Origin of the sequence: Pseudomonas sp. fls2-241-R2A-110 (assembly GCF_030209165.1) — a bacterium.
Classification (GTDB): domain Bacteria; phylum Pseudomonadota; class Gammaproteobacteria; order Pseudomonadales; family Pseudomonadaceae; genus Aquipseudomonas.
Window position 1 is genome coordinate 116,887 of the sequence record NZ_JARVSN010000002.1, and the last position, 14,362, is coordinate 131,248.

Below are 14,362 nucleotides of genomic sequence, written 5' to 3' on the forward strand. Positions count from 1 at the left end.
CGCATGATGTTCCCAACGGCCCTCGACGGCCTGTACATCAACGGCCAATGGTCGGCGGGCAGCGAACACCTGCGCGTGATCAACCCGGCGACCGAAGCCCTGTTGACCACCGTCAATGGCGGCGATGAGCGCTCTGTCGAACTCGCCGTCACGGCCGCGACCGACGCCTTCGCCGATTGGTCGAAAACCACCGGCGCCGAGCGCGGCGCGATCCTGCGCAAGATTGCCGCTGGCGTTCAGGCCGGTCGTGAAAAACTGATGCAGTTGCAGTCGAGCAACAACGGCAAGCCGCTGTTCGAAGCTGCCATCGACGTCGATGACGTGATCGCAACCTTCGAGTATTACGCCGGTCTGGCCGAAGGCCTCGATGCCAAGCAAGACAGCAACGTCGAGTTGCCCACCGACGATTTCAGCGCTCGCGTGCGTCGTGAGCCGTGCGGCGTGGTCGGCTTGATCGTGCCGTGGAATTTCCCGATGGTCACCACGGCGTGGAAACTCGCCCCGGCCCTGGCCGCCGGTTGCTGCGTGGTGCTCAAGCCGTCAGAAGTGACGCCGTTACCCGAGCTGCAACTGGCGACCATCATCGCCGAGGCCGGTCTGCCCAAGGGCGTGTTCAACCTGGTCTGCGGCACGGGTCTGGCGGTCGGTGCGCCGATGTCGGCGGACCCGCGCATCGCCAAGATTTCCTTCACCGGCAGCAATGCCGTTGGCGTACAGGTCATGCAGCGCGCGGCTGAAACCGTCAAAGGCGTGAGCCTGGAACTGGGCGGTAAATCCTCGCTGCTGGTGCTCAAGGATGCCGACCTCGATCTGGCCGTGGACGTTGCCTGCGGTGGCGGTTTCTTCAACGCCGGGCAAATGTGCTCCGCCACCAGCCGCGTGCTGGTCGCCGATGAACTGGCGGAAGAATTTTTATCGAAGCTGAAAACCCGCGCTGAAGCCATTCGCGTCGCCGACCCGTTCGACCCGGACGTGGAAATGGGCGCGTTGGTCAATCAGGCCCAATACCAGCGTGTACTCGGTCACATCGATCGTGGTTTGAGCGCCGGCGCCACGTTGGTGTGCGGCGGCAATCGCCCCGCAGACCTGTCGCGCGGATATTTTTTGCGGCCGACCATTTTCACCGACGTGCCCCAGGGCAGTGCGTTGTGGTGTGAAGAAATTTTCGGCCCGGTGATCTGCGTGCGCAGTTTTGCCAGCGAAGCCGAAGCAATTGCCCTGGCCAACGACAGTCAGTTCGGTCTGGTCGCCAGCGTGGTTACCCGTGACGCCGAAGCGGCGGATCGGGTCGCCAATGCCTTGCAGGCGGGGCTGGTGTGGATCAACGCACCGCAAGTGATCTTCCCGCAGACCGCCTGGGGTGGCTACAAGCAGAGCAGCATCGGCCGCGAATTGGGGCCGTGGGGCTTGCAGGCTTTCCAGGAAATCAAACACGTGATTCGCGCCGTCTGAAGGCACGAAAAAGGTGAGCGCATGCCTCCATACGAGGCATGCGCTGGCGTCATGGCTTCAATGAATTTTTATCGATAGTCAGGTGTTTTGCACGACCTCAGGATGAAGCGGTCGGCTCAGCTCAAGCCCTTTGAAACCGGGGGTTTAAGCGGATCCGATCGCGCGGATGCAACGGTTGCGACCAACCTCATACTTAAAAAAACAAAGGGAGTCCTTCATGGGCGAGCATGATCTAAACAGACGTCAATTCATCAAGACCGTAGGCGTAGCCTCGGTCGCAGCGGCGGCCATGAGCATGCCGTTCATCAAGGCCAATGCCAGCGACACGCGCTTTCAGGGCAAAACCCTGCGGTTGCTGACCTGGTCCGATGACACCGGCCTCGCAGCACTGCGCAACATTGCCGCGACCTTCGAAGACAAATACGGCTGCAAGGTCATCGCTGACCGCACCGGCAGCACCTCGGAAATGGTCGCCAAGCTCAAGGCTGGCGGTGATCGTCCGCAGTACGACGTCATCACCCTGGCGGGCGTCGGCGCAGAAGGCCTGGCCGCGGCCAACCTGCTGGAAAAACCCGACCTCAACCGTATTCCCAACCTGGTCGACGTGCCGGAGAAATACCGCACCGGCGCCAATGGCCACGGTATCGGTTACCTGCTCTGGTGCAACAGCCTGGTCTACAGCACCCGTACCCTCAAGGAAGCGCCGGACAGCTACGCGTCGCTGTGGGATCCGGAGTTGGCGCCGAACATCTTCCTGCCGCCGCCTAACTGGACCGAAGCGATGGACCTGATCATCATCGCCGCCAAACTGGCCGGTGGTGACGAGCACAACATCGAGCCTGGCTTCAAGAAACTCGCCGAGCTCAAAAGTCGTGTGGTCACCCTGGGTGAAAACCCGAACCAGATTGCCGAACTGTTCCGCACCGGCTCCCTGGACCTGGGTGGCTTGTACGCACCGGCGTTCTTCCCGAAACAGATTCGCGACCCGGCCTACGGCCTGAGTGCAACCTTTGGCATGAAGGAAGGTTTCTACACCGACTTGATGCAATCGGTGATGCCGAAGAACCGTCCGGGCGACACCGACATGGCGTACGCCTTCATCAACCACTCTCTGGACCCGCTGGTGCAGGGCAAGATGGCTGAAGACATCTACAACGGCCCGGTCAACGCCAAGGCGATCATCTCCGCCGAAGCGCGCAAGAGCCCGTTCATCCTCACGCCAGAGCAGATTGCCGAGAAGGCGATCATGCACGACAACGCCTTCCTGGCCACCGTGCATGACCAATGGATTCGTCGTTACACGGAAATCTTTTCTTCCTGATCGAGTGACGAACACAAGCCCTAAAAGCACCACAAATCAAAATGTGGGAGCGGGCTTGCTCGCGAATGCGGTGTGACATTCAACATTGATGTCGGCTGACACGGCCTCTTCGCGAGCAAGCCCGCTCCCACACTAGAACGTCGTCGCTTCAAGTCTTGTGTTTGTCAGCTGCTTTCCATTGACGAGACCCTTGCTATGGAACACCAACCTCTGACTCATCCGGTCGCCGCCGCTGCATCGCGCGCTCCCCGGGGTGTTTCGCCGACGACGCGTGCCTGGTTTTTCCTCTCGCCGTCGATGCTGTTTCTGGGCGTGCTGATCGCCGCCAGCCTGCTGGTCTTGCGCATGAGCGTGGGCACCAAAGGCGCGGAATGGACCGGGTTCAGCCTGGCCAGTTATGCCCAGTTGCTGGAACCGTATTACCTCAAATCCTTGCTGCTGACCCTGCGCCTGGCGCTGATCAGCGCAGTGATCGCGGTCATCCTGGCGATCCCGGTGGCCTACACCATGTCGCGCCTGACCTCACCGTTTGTGCGACGGATTTTCCTTGCCGCCGTGTTGCTGCCCCTGCTGGTCAACCTGTTGCTGCAAAGCTACGGCTGGCTGGTGATTCTCGGTCCTGGCGGCATGCTCAATCAGGCGCTGATGGGCCTGGGCCTGATCAAGCGGCCGATCATGCTGCTCTACAACCAGAACGGCGTCTTGATGGGCCTGGTGCAAACCGCGTTCCCGTTGGCCGTGCTGCCGATTGCCAGCGCCATGCGCGGCGTCGCCCGTACGTATGAAGAAGCCGCTGCAACCTTGGGCGCGAGCCGCTTCCAGGTGTTTCGCCAAGTGGTGCTGCCGATGAGCATGCCGGGGATCATCACCGGTGCGACGTTGGTGTTTGCCTACAACGCCAGCAGCTTCGTGGTGCCTTTGCTGCTCGGTGGCCGTCGCGTGCCGATGCTGGCGGTGATGGTGCACGACCAGATCGCCCCGCTGATGAACTGGCCCGCCGCGTCCGCTGCCGGTGTGGTGTTGATTGTCACCACGCTCGCGATCATGACCTTGTCCGAATTCATCACTGGCCGTCGTCGGCGCATGCTGGAGGCTTCCCAATGAGCACCCTGACCAAGAAACGTTATGGGCTGCTGCCCGGCGAGACCGGCAAGTTTGCCGGCATCCTCTCGGGCTTCATCCTGCTGCTGGCCGTGTTGCCGATCCTGACCATGATCGTGATGTCGTTCAGCGGTGCGTCGAACCTCGACTTCCCGCCGAGCAGCTACAGCCTGCAATGGTACAAAGCCGCCTGGCACACGTTCGTCTCGCCCGATTCCAGCGATGTGCTGAGCCTGGGCAAGGCCATGACCACCAGCTTGATGGTGGCGTGCCTGACCATGGTCTTCGCGACGATTGTGGCGGTGCCGGCGGCGTACGCGCTGACCCGTTGCGAGTTCCGCGGCAAAGCCGTGGCGCTGCAATTGATGTCGCTGCCACTGGTGTTCCCGATGGTGGTGTTGGGGCTGGCGCTGCTGTTGGTGTTCGACAGCCTGCCGTTCCAGATCACCACCTCACGGCTGGTGATCGCCCATGTGATTCTGGCCCTGCCGTTCGTGGTGAAGAACTGCACCGCCGCCATGCTTTCCATCGGCAGCGAAGTCGAGGAGGCCGCGCAAATGCTCGGCGCTTCACCGCTGCGCGCGATTGTCGATGTGGTGGTGCCGTTGATGAAGTCGGGGATCCTGGCGGGCATGTTGCTGGCGTTCATCGTCTCGTTCAACGAATTCACCGTGACCTATTTCCTCTACACCATCGACGTCATGACCGTGCCGATCTGGATGTACAGCCGCACCGTGTCTTCGCTCGACCCAACCGTATTTTCGTTTGCCGTGCTGATCGTGCTGATCGACTTCGTCCTGATCTGGGCGTTGGAGAAGCTGGTCGGTGAAGGTGGCGTTTCGTTCTGATTTCTTGAGGTGCTTCATATGACTGGTCTGATTCTGGAAAACGTCGAGAAACATTACGGCTCGGCCTGCGCGGTAAAGGATGTGAACCTGCATTTGCCGGAAGGCAAACTGGTGTGTTTCCTCGGCCCGTCGGGCTGCGGCAAAACCACTTTGCTGCGCATGATCGCCGGGCTTGAAACCCTGAGCGGCGGCGAGATTCGCCTGGACGGTGAAGACATCGGCCACACGCCGGCGCACCAGCGCAATTTCGGCATGGTTTTTCAATCCCTGGCGCTGTTTCCACACATGACGGTGGGCGAGAACATCGCCTATCCGTTGAAACTGCGTGGCGTCAGCAAGGCTGATCAGCAGGCGCGAGTGGTGGAGTTGCTGGAGCTGATTCAACTGAGCGAGATGATTGATCGCCCGGTGGCGAAGCTGTCTGGCGGTCAACGCCAGCGCGTGGCGATTGCCCGGGCGATTGCCAACCACCCGAAAATCCTTCTGCTCGACGAACCGCTGTCGGCGCTGGACGCCAAGCTGCGCGAGTCGATGCAGGTGGAAATCCGTCAACTGCAACAGCGCCTGAACATCACCACGATCATGGTGACCCACGATCAACGTGAAGCCATGACCATGGCCGATATCGTCGTTGTACTGGGTGAGCATCGGGTGCAGCAAGTCGGTTCGCCGATTGAAATCTACCGGCACCCGGCCAACGAATTTGTCGCGGACTTTATTGGCTCCGGCAACATCTTCCCGGCCACCGCACTGGGCAACGGCAAAGTCGGCTTGCCCGGTGGCGATGCGCTGGAAGTGCCGATCTGCAGCAGCATTGTGGTCGGTGAGAAAGTGAAGATGCTGATCCGTCCTGAAGACCTGCAACTGTCGCACCCACAAGCGACGGCGGGTAACCGGTTGCTGGGCAAGGTGACGTTCGTGCGCGACATTGGCGCGACGATTGAAACGACCGTGGAGTGTTCCGGGGTGTCGTTTACGGCGTTGAGCACGCCGTGCCAGGGGTTCGGGTTGAGCATTGGCAATCCGGTGTCGGTGACGTTGCCGGCTGAGGCTTGCCGCGTGTTGAGCGCCTGATCCGGATTTGAAGTCGGCCTTGCTGGCCTCATCGCTGGCAGGCCAGCTCCCACAGGTTACATCGGTGTTCACTTGATTGTGTGAGCACTCACAATCCCTGTGGGAGCTGGCCTGCCAGCGATGAGGCCATCAGTTACACCCTCAAGGCTGAATCAGACACTCAACCGCAACCGCGCCAAATCCCGCAACGGCGGCGCGCCGAACAACCGGCTGTACTCGCGACTGAATTGCGAAGGGCTTTCATAGCCCACCCGATACCCCGCCGCCGATGCCTCCAACCCCTCCGCCAGCATCAACCGCCGCGCTTCCTGCAACCGCAGCTGCTTCTGATATTGCAGCGGACTCATCGCCGTCATCGCCTTGAACCGGTGATGCAACGTCGACACGCTCAGGTTCACTTCCTTGGCCAAATCATCAATGCGCAAGGGTTGCTCATAGTTGCCATTGAGCCACTTGATCGCCTGGCTGATGCGATGGCTCTGGCTATTGGCAATGGCAATCTCATAGAGCCGGTGGCCCTGCTGACTGCGCAACAGCCGATACAGAATCTCCCTTCGAATCAGTGGCGCGAGCATGGCGATGTCTTTCGGGCTATCGAGCAAACGCGCCAGGCGCAGCACGGCGTCGAGCATCGCGGAGTCGATCCGTTCGACATACAAGCCGCGCCCCGTGGGACGTGTGGGGACGCCGAGAGGGCCGGCGTCGGCAATCAGCGCGGTAATCTCTGCCGGGTCGATGTCCAGCCGCACGGCGAGGATCGGCTCTTCAGAGGTGACATTCACCACTCGTCCGCTCAAGGGCATCGAGACGGACACCACCAGGTAATTCAGCGGATCGTAATTGAAGTATTCGTCAGCCAGCCGGACCTCTTTGCGGCCCTGCGCCATGATGCACAACGCCGGTTGTGCCAGCACCGGGGCAAAGTCATGGGACTTGCTGTGTTTGGACATGAACAGTGAGCCGATGGCAGTCGCATAATTGCCATCCTCCATCGTGTTGCGACGGATGATCGCGGCCAGTTCTGCGCGCTGTTTCTCCATGTCGGCATCCAGCGGGGCTTGAAAGTGATCGAGCGACGACATGCAAGGCATCCTCGGCTGAGCATTGGTAATGGGCTGAGCTTATGTTTGTGCAAGGACCGGCGGTAGACACATCCTGCCTCAAGCTTGCCTGATTCTGCACGCAGTGAATAAACGGTGCCTTTATGGCTGCGTAATGTCGGGGAAACTTGCTTGAATGCCGTATTCCATCGATGTGAACGTGGTTACAAGTTTTTACAGGTTATCTGAGACACCGCGCAGGATTGTGCAATACGGCGGCAGGAATCGACTAACCGCGCTTTAACCGGCGCGTTTAACCTTGGATCCTGTCGCAGCCCGTCCCACGGCTGCAACCGGACTACCTGGGAGGGTTGAACATGTCTACGCAGATCCCCGTCAGTCATATGGCTTTTGTCCGCGCCCGCGCCGGGCGTTCGGCGGAACTCGGTGCGCGCCTGAGTGCCTTGATCGAGCCGTCCCGCAGCGCACCGGGTTGCCTGAGCTTTGCCCTGCAGCATTCGCAATGCGATCCGGAGTTGTGGCTGGTGTCCGGTTTCTGGACGAACCAGCAGGCCATGACCGCGTACTTCGGCACCCCGGCCATGGAGGTTTTTGCCCGGTTGGTGCAGGACCTGGTCGTCAACAGCCTGGATTTTCATACCTTCAAGGATGTGTCGGCCGCCCAGGCGCTGGGCCAGACCGAGTCATGGGTACACAAAATGGCGGGTTGAGGGTTTAATGGTGCAACTCTCAATTAACCAGGATTCGCGACATGGCACGCAAAGCCTTTGATCATTTCGAAGCTGTTTCCGCTGTAGTACCGGGTGAGGGTGGTTATCACGCCGCGATTGCCGTCAAGGCCTTGGATGGTTCGGGTGCGCCACGCTTTCACAAAGTGCTTGAGGGGCAAATCTTCAAAACGGCAAACGAGGCCGACCTGGCCGCCGCCAAAGAGCTGACCCACCTCAAGGACGTCAAAGAAGACACCGATTTGCTCTGGTAGGTTATTTCTTCGCACCCGGGCGATACATCTTGAACAGCGCTTCTGGCCCCAGCTGGAAATAATCCGCTGGCCCGCCGCCGCGCAGAATCGGTTCTGCCGCGGCGGTGTCGTACACCCCATCCTTCAACAGCCATTTGGCGATATGCACGGCGACCACTTCGCCGAGAATCAGCCAGCTTGGCACCACGTTTCCGTCCGCCCGCTGCAACTGAATGATCTGCGTGACCTTGCACTCGAAGGACACCGGGCTTTCGGCGACGCGCGGCACCTGAATGATTTTCGAAGCAACAGGCGTCAGCCCTGACAGCTCGAACTCGTTGACCTCGGGCGGGACCATGGCGCAACTCTGGTTCATCTGCTCGGCCAGTGGCCGGGTCGCCAGGTTCCAGGCGAATTCGCCAGTCTGTTCGATGTTGTTCAGGCTGTCTTTACGGCCGATGCTGGAAAACCCGATGATCGGCGGAATGTAGTTGAAGGCGTTGAAGAAGCTGTAAGGCGCCAGGTTCAGGTGGCCGTTGGCGTCCTGGGAGGAAATCCAGCCGATGGGCCGTGGGCCGACGATGGCGTTGAACGGATCGTGCGGCAGACCGTGGCCGTTGGCGGGTTCGTAGAAGTGGATGTCGTCAGCCATGGCACAAATTCCTGGGTTCTCGATAGGCGGTCATGGTGCAAGGGCCTGCGGGATAATTCCAGTCGATCTTCGATCAAGGAGGAGCGAGCTTGCTCGTGAAACTCACTCATTGGCGTACGTGACAGATTTTTCATAAAGCACTTACCTATTTTTCACCGGTCCGCCGTCAGTCTGCGCCACGACTATTACCTGTGAAAAACGGTCGATATGACCGATGGAGTTCTACCCGCAATGAATAAGCTTCCACAAATCACCCTGGCGTTCTGGGTGATGAAAATCTGCGCGACGACCCTGGGGGAAACCGCCGGAGATTTGCTGTCGATGACCCTCAACGTCGGTTACGCCATCAGCTCGCTGATTTTGATCAGCGTGTTCGTCCTGACCCTGGTTGCACAGCTGCTGTCGAAAACCTACAAGCCGATGCTGTACTGGATCGTGATCCTGTCGACCAGCACGGCGGGCACCACCATGTCGGATTTCATGGACCGCACGCTTGAACTCGGCTACGCCACGGGCTCGATGATCCTGATCGCGATTCTGCTGGGGATATTTGCCGCCTGGCGCATGAGCGGTGATTCGCTGAACGTCACCAAGGTCCAGACCTTTCGCGGCGAGATGTTCTACTGGATGGCGATTCTGTTTTCCAACACCTTGGGCACGGCGCTGGGCGATTACCTGGCGGACGACTCTGGCTTGGGCTTTGCCGGTGGCGCGCTGTTTATTGGCTCGACCATTGCGGTGGTGGTGCTGCTCAAATACTTCACGAAGATTTCGTCGGTCGTGTTGTTCTGGGTAGCGTTCGTACTGACGCGGCCGTTCGGCGCAACGCTGGGTGATTTCCTGACCAAGCCTCATGCAAAGGGTGGTCTGGATTTCGGCACCGTCGGGTCGTCGCTGGTGTTGGCGGGGATTCTGGTGGTGATGATTGCCGGGGCTTCTTACGCGCAGAACAAGTACGCGAAGCCTGCGGTTGCCGAGTTGACCTGATACCGAGGTAAGGCCATCGCGGGCAAGCCCGCTCCCACAGAGAATGCATTCCACCTGTGGGAGCAGGCTCACTCCCACATTTGACCGCATTCTCATGAAAGAACCCGGTCAGTGTGGGAGCGGGCTTGCCCGCGATGAGGCCAGTCCAGCCACCGCTGACTCTGTTGTCAGTCCGTCTCGATCCGCGAATGCTTGCGGGTGTCTTTCATGGTCACGTACACCAGCAACGACACCGCGATGCACGCCGTGACATACCAGTAGTAACCGGTTTCCATGCCGATGCTCTTGAACCACAGCGCGATGTATTCAGCGGTACCGCCGAAGATCGAAACCGTCAGCGCATACGGCAAACCAACGCCCAGTGCACGGATCTCGGTCGGGAACAGTTCAGCTTTGACCACGGCGTTGATCGAGGTGTAACCGCTGACAATGATCAGCGCCGCCATGATCAGGAAGAACGCGCCCCACCAGGATTGAACGGTGTGCAGGGTGGTCAGAATCGGTACGGTGAACAGTGTCCCCAGAATGCCGAAGGCAATCAGGATCGGACGTCGACCGACTTTATCCGACAACGCGCCAACGATCGGTTGCAGGCACATGAACAGGAACAGCGTCGCCGCCGAAATGGTGGTGGAGTCGGAAATGCTCATGCCGACGGTGTTCACCAGGTATTTCTGCATGTAGGTGGTGTAGGTGTAGAACGCCAGGGTGCCGCCCATGGTCAGGCCGACCACGGTCATCAGTTCCTTGGGATGGCGCATCAAGGTGCGCATGGCGCTTTCCTTGGATTTTTCCTTCTTGGTGAACGACTCGGTTTCTTCCATGCCACGACGCAAATACAGCGCGACCACGGCACACAGCGCGCCGATGGCGAACGGGATGCGCCAGCCCCAGGCGTACAGCTCTTCAGTGGTCAGCACCTGTTGCAACACGATCAGCACCGCCAACGCGATGAGCTGGCCGGAGATCAGGGTCACGTACTGGAAGCTGGAGTAGAAACCGCGACGTTCCTTGGTCGCCATCTCACTGAGGTAAGTCGCCGAGGTGCCGTATTCGCCACCGACCGACAAACCTTGCAGCAGACGCGCGAACACCAGCAGGATCGGCGCGCCGATGCCGATGGTTTCATAGCCCGGGCTCAGGGCGATCAGCAACGAGCCGAAGCACATCAGGTAGACCGACGCCATGAGCGCGGCTTTACGACCCGCCTTGTCGGCGTAGAGGCCCATCAGCCAGCCGCCGATCGGGCGCATCAGGAAGCCCACGGCGAAGATCGCTGCGGTGTTCAACAGTTGCGCGGTGGTGTCGCCTTTGGGGAAAAAGGCCTTGGCGAAATAGAGGGAGAAGGCGGCGTAGACATACCAGTCGTACCACTCGACCATGTTGCCGACAGAGCCGCTGAAGATCGACTTGATGCGGCTGGCAGTGGTTCTTGATTTGGCGGGCGCGGCAGCCGACCCAAGGGGCAGGGCGTTGGAGTTATCCATTGAAGGATCCTTCGTTTAATTGTTTTTGTGGAGCGCGTTGAAACGCAGCCTGTAGGGGCTATAGCAGAAGGTGTGCCAGATCGGGGAGGGCCGGTTTAGAGGGGTTTTGAAGTTTGAGTGAGCGGAAATCCGCTTATTGGTGAGGGCGCGTGAGCGGAAAATCGCTTACTTGACGGGAGGATTGCTTTGTCTGGCCTGGCCTCATCGCGAGCAGGCTCACTCCCACAGTAGATCGGTGTACGCCGGACCATTGTGGGAGCGGGCTTGCCCGCGATGAGGCCGGAAGAAGCACTGCAAAACTCAGCTGTCTTGCAGGAACATCTCGCGGGTCAGCCCATGCCGCTGCATCTTTTCATTGAAGGTTCGGCGCGGCAGTTGCAGTTCTTCAAGCACGGCTTTCACATCGCCCTTGTGCCGGGTCAACGCCGCGCGCAGGCAGTGCGCTTCGAACGCTTCCGCCTGCGCCGCGAGTGACTGCCCGGGATCGATTCCCATCGGTTCCGGCTCATCCAGCCCCAGCACCTGCCGCTCGGCAACGTTCGCCAGTTCGCGCACATTGCCCGGCCAGTCATGACTCAACAGATGGCTCAGCTGCGGCCCGCTCAACGGTGGAAAAGTCCGTCCCAGACGCTCGGCGGCATTCTGCGCAAACGTTTCGAAGAGCAACGGAATATCTTCGCGCCGCTCGCGCAATGGCGGCAGCCGTAATTCGGCGACATTCAGTCGATAGGCCAGATCCTCACGAAAACGCCCGGCCCGCGCTTCATCCAGCAGATCAGGTTTGGTGGCCGCGATGATCCGCAAATCCACGCGAATACTCTGATTTGAGCCCAGTCGCTCAAGCTTCTGCTCTTGCAACACCCGCAGCAGTTTCACCTGTTGGGCCAGCGGCATGCTTTCGATTTCATCGAGAAACAGCGTGCCGCCATCGGCGTATTCAAGCTTGCCGATGCGTTTGCCCGAAGCGCCGGTGAACGCGCCGCTTTCATGGCCAAACAATTCAGCCTCGAACAACTGCTCGGGAATCGCCGCGCAATTGAGCGCCACAAACGGCTTGTCCGCCCGTGGCCCGAAGTCGTGCAGGCAGCGGGCGACCAGCTCTTTGCCGCTGCCGGTTTCACCACGGATCACCACATTGACCGGCAGCGCCGCCAGATCCAGCACCTGCCGACGCAATGTCTGCAAACCACGGGACACGCCCAGCAGCGTCGCGTCGAGCTTGGCGCGGTTGTCCGCCAGCTCATGCAAGGCGCGGTTTTCCAGCACCAGCCGGCGCTTATCCAGCGCCCTGCGCAAACTGCTGAGCAAGGTTTCCGGGCTGAAGGGTTTTTCGAGGAAGTCATACGCGCCATCGCGCATCGCTTCGACCGCCATCGGCACGTCGCCGTGACCGGTCAGCAGAATCACCGGCAAGTCGGCATCGCGGCGCTGAACTTCGGCCAGCAACTCAAGGCCTGTCATGCCGGGCATGCGCACGTCGCTGAGGATCACGCCGGGGAAGTGACCGGGTAAATTCGCCAGGCACTCATCGGCGCGGCTGAACAACTGCACTTCGAAGCCCGACAGGCTCAGCCATTGTTCGACGGCGCTGCGAATACTGCTCTCGTCGTCGACCACCATCACTGAGTTCAGCATGGGCTGTGAACCTCCAGGTCGATGGGCAAGGTCAGGGTGAACATCGCGCCGTTTGCATGATTGTCGGCACTCAGGCGTCCGCCCGATTCGTGAACGATGGCAAACGATACCGCCAAGCCAAGGCCCAGGCCATCGCCCACCGGTTTGGTGGTGAAGAACGGATCGAACACATTCGCCAGGTGTTCTTCGGCGATACCGCCACCGTTGTCGCTGACACTCAGACGCCAGAGTTGTTCGTCGGCCTCGATGCGGATTTCCAGGCGCTTGCAGGGTTTGTCCCGCATGGCGTCCAGGGCATTGCGCAGCAGGTTGATCAGCACCTGCTCCAGCCGAATCGCATCACCGCGCACCCACGCCGGGCGTGTCAGGTGCAGCACGGTGCTGACCTGCTCGTCCCGCAGGCGCGCATCGAGCAATTGCAGCGATTGGTCCACCACCGCCGCCAAATCAAGTCGCTCGCGCAGGCCGCTGGGGCTTTTGCGGGCGAAGGTTTTCAGGTGGCCGGTGAGGGCGGCCATGCGCGTCAGCATGTCATCCACCGGTTTCAAGGCCTTGTAAGCATCGTCGACCCGACCGTGATCGAGCAGCAGGCGCAAGGTCGCCAACTGCATGCGCTGGGCGGTCAGCGGCTGATTGATTTCGTGGGCGAGGGCGGCTGACATCTGGCCGAGGGCCGCGAGTTTGGCCGATTGCACCAGACCGTCCTGAGCGGTGCGCAGGTCTCGGGTGCGTTCTTCGACCAAAAGTTCGAGTTCTTCGCGGCTACGCTGGCGCATTTTTGCCAGGCGCCAGCGCTGATTGAGGAACAGCAACAAAAACACCAGCGCCAGCCACAACCCGGCGGCGGCGAGCGCGGCGTTGCGGCTGTCTTCGAACGCGACTTGCGGGCGACGCAACAGGTGCAAGGTCCAGCCTTCAGTGGCCAGCGGCAGCGACTCCCAGAGGTAATCCGCCGTACCGTCAGGCCCGACAACGCGCATCAGATTGCTATTGTCGTCAAAGTGCTGCAGCGCTTGATGGTCCAGCGGTGTCAGCGGTTGTTTGTCGTATTGGCGGGTGACCTTCAGTTCAGCGTGATCGCTGTCGCTCAGCGGTTTCAGCAAGCGATAGCGCCAGCCCGGCTGATTGGCGATGAAAATGATGCCGCGTGCATCGCTGACCAGCAGCGTGTCGCTGCCCTGACGCCACTCGCGCTCCAGTTCCGGAAACTCGAGCTTCACCACCATCGCGCCGAGAAACTCGCCGTTATCGCCGGTCACCGCGCTGGACAGGAAATATCCTGGAATCCCACTGGTCACGCCTACCGCATAAAAACGCCCGGTGCCCTGGGTGCGGGTCTGGCTGAAATAAGGGCGAAAACCATAGTTGTGGCCGACGTAACTGCTGGGCAAACGCCAATTGCTGGCGGCCACGGCGAGACCATTACGGTCGAGCAGTTCCAGGGTCGAGGACTGCGCAGCGCCGTTGATTTTTTCCAGTTTGAGATTCAATGCGGCCTGTTGCTCAGCCGATACCGGGCCATTGAGGGCGCCGCGCAACTCTGGGTCCAGTGCCAGCACGGCGGGCAGGGCGCGGTAACGATCGATCAATGTGTGCAAGGAATTGGCGTACAACGCCAATTGCTGGTTGGCGCGGGCGGCGTCCTCGACTAGCGCCTGGCGTTCGGCATGACGCACGGCCAAGCCTGCCGCCAGCGTGGCACCGGCGATGATAAGCAAGGTATACAACGAAAAACGCAAGGTACGGGAAATCGGCAGCATGCTGGCGCAAACAGGTAGAAAGT

General features: G+C 60.2%; 13 protein-coding genes. 8 read left to right on the top strand and 5 right to left on the bottom strand.

Annotated features, from left to right (window positions below; translation table 11 throughout):
* Positions 1–3 precede the first annotated feature (3 nt).
* From QRN31_RS00930 to QRN31_RS00950, 5 genes are all read left to right on the top strand, one after another.
* A complete protein-coding gene (locus tag QRN31_RS00930) occupies positions 4–1,452 on the top strand; it encodes an aldehyde dehydrogenase family protein (RefSeq protein WP_285429659.1) in 1,449 nt (482 codons plus the stop codon).
* A 217-nt stretch (positions 1,453–1,669) separates the two neighbouring features.
* On the top strand, positions 1,670–2,773 hold the full coding sequence (locus QRN31_RS00935) for an ABC transporter substrate-binding protein (protein ID WP_285429566.1): 1,104 nt from the start codon (positions 1,670–1,672) through the stop codon (positions 2,771–2,773).
* Between the two features lie 195 nt (positions 2,774–2,968).
* A complete protein-coding gene (locus QRN31_RS00940) occupies positions 2,969–3,877 on the top strand; it encodes an ABC transporter permease (protein WP_285429567.1) in 909 nt (302 codons plus the stop codon).
* Positions 3,874–4,722, top strand: a complete 849-nt coding sequence (locus tag QRN31_RS00945) for an ABC transporter permease (protein ID WP_090187568.1) — start codon at positions 3,874–3,876, stop codon at positions 4,720–4,722. Before QRN31_RS00940 ends, QRN31_RS00945 begins: the two co-directional genes overlap by 4 nt.
* Positions 4,723–4,740: 18 nt before the next feature.
* Complete coding sequence (locus tag QRN31_RS00950) at positions 4,741–5,796, top strand: ABC transporter ATP-binding protein (protein WP_285429569.1); 1,056 nt, start codon at positions 4,741–4,743, stop codon at positions 5,794–5,796.
* 152 nt (positions 5,797–5,948) lie between these two features.
* On the opposite strand, the gene QRN31_RS00955 is transcribed toward QRN31_RS00950, so the two are convergent.
* Entirely contained in the window at positions 5,949–6,878 is a 930-nt protein-coding gene (locus QRN31_RS00955; protein WP_285429571.1) for an AraC family transcriptional regulator, read from the bottom strand.
* A 335-nt stretch (positions 6,879–7,213) separates the two neighbouring features.
* Here QRN31_RS00955 and QRN31_RS00960 point away from each other — a divergent pair, with 335 nt between their 5' ends.
* Together QRN31_RS00960 and QRN31_RS00965 are read left to right on the top strand one after the other, a co-directional pair.
* Positions 7,214–7,567 carry a putative quinol monooxygenase gene (locus QRN31_RS00960; protein ID WP_285429573.1) on the top strand — a complete coding sequence of 118 codons (354 nt, stop codon included), beginning with the start codon at positions 7,214–7,216 and terminating at the stop codon, positions 7,565–7,567.
* A gap of 41 nt (positions 7,568–7,608) precedes the next feature.
* Complete coding sequence (locus tag QRN31_RS00965) at positions 7,609–7,839, top strand: hypothetical protein (protein ID WP_285429575.1); 231 nt, start codon at positions 7,609–7,611, stop codon at positions 7,837–7,839.
* Position 7,840: 1 nt separating this feature from the next.
* Here the strand turns inward: QRN31_RS00965 and QRN31_RS00970 are convergent, their stop codons facing one another.
* The gene (locus tag QRN31_RS00970; RefSeq protein ID WP_090187556.1) at positions 7,841–8,470 is read right to left on the bottom strand and encodes a flavin reductase family protein; all 630 of its coding nucleotides are present in this window, start codon (positions 8,468–8,470) and stop codon (positions 7,841–7,843) included.
* A 231-nt stretch (positions 8,471–8,701) separates the two neighbouring features.
* Between QRN31_RS00970 and QRN31_RS00975 the strand changes: the two genes are divergently transcribed.
* Positions 8,702–9,457, top strand: coding sequence for a COG4705 family protein (locus tag QRN31_RS00975; RefSeq protein WP_285429578.1), 756 nt, complete (start codon positions 8,702–8,704; stop codon positions 9,455–9,457).
* A gap of 167 nt (positions 9,458–9,624) precedes the next feature.
* Here the strand turns inward: QRN31_RS00975 and QRN31_RS00980 are convergent, their stop codons facing one another.
* The 3 genes from QRN31_RS00980 to QRN31_RS00990 all read right to left on the bottom strand — a co-directional run bounded on the left by QRN31_RS00980 (position 9,625) and on the right by QRN31_RS00990 (position 14,339).
* Positions 9,625–10,944 carry an MFS transporter gene (locus QRN31_RS00980; protein ID WP_285429580.1) on the bottom strand — a complete coding sequence of 440 codons (1,320 nt, stop codon included), beginning with the start codon at positions 10,942–10,944 and terminating at the stop codon, positions 9,625–9,627.
* Positions 10,945–11,244: 300 nt separating this feature from the next.
* Positions 11,245–12,579 carry a two-component system response regulator MifR gene (mifR, locus tag QRN31_RS00985; protein WP_285429581.1) on the bottom strand — a complete coding sequence of 445 codons (1,335 nt, stop codon included), beginning with the start codon at positions 12,577–12,579 and terminating at the stop codon, positions 11,245–11,247.
* A complete protein-coding gene (locus tag QRN31_RS00990; RefSeq protein WP_285429582.1) occupies positions 12,573–14,339 on the bottom strand; it encodes a sensor histidine kinase in 1,767 nt (588 codons plus the stop codon). Before QRN31_RS00990 ends, mifR begins: the two co-directional genes overlap by 7 nt.
* Between the last annotated feature and the right edge of the window lie 23 nt (positions 14,340–14,362).

What these genes read in the sequence shown, in the direction of transcription:
- QRN31_RS00930 (WP_285429659.1), top strand. Translation starts at nt 4, where the DNA reads ATGATGTTCCCAACGGCCCTCGACGGCCTGTACATCAACGGCCAATGG.
- QRN31_RS00935 (WP_285429566.1), top strand. Translation starts at nt 1,670, where the DNA reads ATGGGCGAGCATGATCTAAACAGACGTCAATTCATCAAGACCGTAGGC.
- QRN31_RS00940 (WP_285429567.1), top strand. Translation starts at nt 2,969, where the DNA reads ATGGAACACCAACCTCTGACTCATCCGGTCGCCGCCGCTGCATCGCGC.
- QRN31_RS00945 (WP_090187568.1), top strand. Translation starts at nt 3,874, where the DNA reads ATGAGCACCCTGACCAAGAAACGTTATGGGCTGCTGCCCGGCGAGACC.
- QRN31_RS00950 (WP_285429569.1), top strand. Translation starts at nt 4,741, where the DNA reads ATGACTGGTCTGATTCTGGAAAACGTCGAGAAACATTACGGCTCGGCC.
- QRN31_RS00955 (WP_285429571.1), bottom strand. Translation starts at nt 6,878, where the DNA reads ATGTCGTCGCTCGATCACTTTCAAGCCCCGCTGGATGCCGACATGGAG.
- QRN31_RS00960 (WP_285429573.1), top strand. Translation starts at nt 7,214, where the DNA reads ATGTCTACGCAGATCCCCGTCAGTCATATGGCTTTTGTCCGCGCCCGC.
- QRN31_RS00965 (WP_285429575.1), top strand. Translation starts at nt 7,609, where the DNA reads ATGGCACGCAAAGCCTTTGATCATTTCGAAGCTGTTTCCGCTGTAGTA.
- QRN31_RS00970 (WP_090187556.1), bottom strand. Translation starts at nt 8,470, where the DNA reads ATGGCTGACGACATCCACTTCTACGAACCCGCCAACGGCCACGGTCTG.
- QRN31_RS00975 (WP_285429578.1), top strand. Translation starts at nt 8,702, where the DNA reads ATGAATAAGCTTCCACAAATCACCCTGGCGTTCTGGGTGATGAAAATC.
- QRN31_RS00980 (WP_285429580.1), bottom strand. Translation starts at nt 10,944, where the DNA reads ATGGATAACTCCAACGCCCTGCCCCTTGGGTCGGCTGCCGCGCCCGCC.
- mifR (WP_285429581.1), bottom strand. Translation starts at nt 12,579, where the DNA reads ATGCTGAACTCAGTGATGGTGGTCGACGACGAGAGCAGTATTCGCAGC.
- QRN31_RS00990 (WP_285429582.1), bottom strand. Translation starts at nt 14,339, where the DNA reads ATGCTGCCGATTTCCCGTACCTTGCGTTTTTCGTTGTATACCTTGCTT.